The organism is Arthrobacter sp. TB 26 (genome assembly GCF_000427315.1).
Lineage (GTDB): Bacteria > Actinomycetota > Actinomycetes > Actinomycetales > Micrococcaceae > Arthrobacter.
Genome location: NZ_AUPJ01000553.1, coordinates 1 through 1,684, shown reverse-complemented (window position 1 = coordinate 1,684; position 1,684 = coordinate 1). Strand labels below are relative to the sequence as shown.

Below are 1,684 nucleotides of genomic sequence, written 5' to 3'. Positions count from 1 at the left end.
CGGCGGCGCACGGCGCCGTCGTCGAAATCGGGGCGGGCTACGGGGCCACCTTCCCGTTCTACCCTTCCGCGGTGACCGGCGTGCTGGCCCTCGAACCGGACCGCACGCTCCGGGAGCTGGCGCTGGCCGCTGCCAGGGCTGCACCGGTGCCTGTCACCGTGCAGGACGGCGTGGCGGAATCGCTGCCGGCGTCGGACGCCTCGATCGACGTCGTCGTCTCCAGCCTGGTGCTGTGCAGCGTGGCGGACCAGTCCGTTGCCCTGGCGGAGGCGGTGAGGGTCCTGCGGCCCGGCGGCCTGCTGCTGTTCTATGAACACGTCCGTTCGGCACACCGCATGCTGGCGGCGGCCGAAGACCTGGTCACACCGCTGTGGACCCGGATGGCAGGCGGCTGCCACCCTAACCGTGACACCGTCGGCGTGATTGCCGGGGCGGGCCTCACGGTGCAGGGCGTCGAGCGCTTCGGCTTTTCCGTCCTCCCCGGCAACCCGCGGCTGGCCCACGTCCTGGGGGTGGCCAGCAAACCGTGACGGCCGCCCCGGCGCGCAGAAGGGGCCCNNTGGCAGGCGCCCCTTCGTTGCTCGCGGAAGCGTGTGGCTCTAGGCCTTCTTGGGCGGCAGCGCCAGCTTGAAGACCTTGGCCCAGGTGGAGCCGACCTGCTTCCAGATCGGGCCCGTGGTGTACGGCAGTCCGTAGCGCTGGCAGATTTCCTGCACCTTCGGGGCCACCTCGGCGTAACGGTTGGACGGAATGTCCGGGAAGAGGTGGTGCTCGATCTGGTGCGACAGGTTGCCGGTCATCAGGTGCATAAACTTGGACCCGGAGATGTTGGCGGAGCCAATCATCTGCCGGACGTACCAGTCACCGCGGGTCTCGCCTTCCACCATTTCCTCGGTGAAGGTGTCCGCACCCTCGGGGAAGTGGCCGCAGAAGATCACCGCGTGCGCCCAGACGTTGCGGACCGCGTTGGCGGTCAGGGTGCCGTACAGCGCCTGCTTGCCGGATCCGGTCAGCATGGCAACGGCAGGAGTGGCGGCGTAGTCCTTGGTGAACTGCGTGAGGGCCTTGCGGCCGAGCGCCTTGAGGTCCTTGGTGAGGGCTTCCTTGGACTTCTTGCCCTCTTTGTAGTCATTGAGCTCGAGATCGTAGATCGCGATGCCCCATTCGAATACCGGGGCCAACAAGGCGTTGTAGAGCGGGTTGCCCAGGTTGAACGGCTTCCATTCCTGGTCCGCGTCCATCCGCAGCAGGTTGTACCCGACGTCGTTGTCCTTGCCCACGACGTTGGTCCAGCGGTGGTGCAGGTCGTTGTGGGTGTGCTGCCAGGCGCGCGCCGGGGTCACGAAGTCCCACTCCCAGGTGGTGGAGTGGATGTCCGGGTCGCGCATCCAGTCCCACTGGCCGTGCAGGATGTTGTGCCCGAGCTCCATGTTTTCCAGGATCTTGGCGAAGCTGAGCAGCGTGGTGCCGGCTACCCAGGCCGCCTTGTGCTTGCTGACCAGCAGCGTGGCACGGCCGGAAATCTCCAGTCCGCGCTGGATCTTGATCATCCGGCGGATGTAGGCGGCATCGGACGCGCCGCGCTTGGCGAGGATATCGTCCTTGATGGCGTCGAGTTCACGGCCCAGCTCGGCGACCTGCTCGTCGGAGAGGTGCGCGGCAGCCGGCGGCCGAACCGTCGGGC

2 protein-coding genes are annotated in these 1,684 nt (G+C 67.5%); one reads left to right on the top strand and one right to left on the bottom strand.

All coding sequences use genetic code 11. The annotated features are described in order from the left end of the window. On the top strand, positions 1-530 hold a 530-nt coding region (locus K789_RS23805; RefSeq protein ID WP_306376651.1), incomplete at its 5' end, for a class I SAM-dependent methyltransferase. Between the two features lie 69 nt (positions 531-599). Here the strand turns inward: K789_RS23805 and K789_RS0121685 are convergent. Next, a partial coding sequence (locus tag K789_RS0121685) for a fatty acid desaturase family protein (protein WP_024368572.1) occupies positions 600-1,684 on the bottom strand: 1,085 nt, incomplete at its 5' end.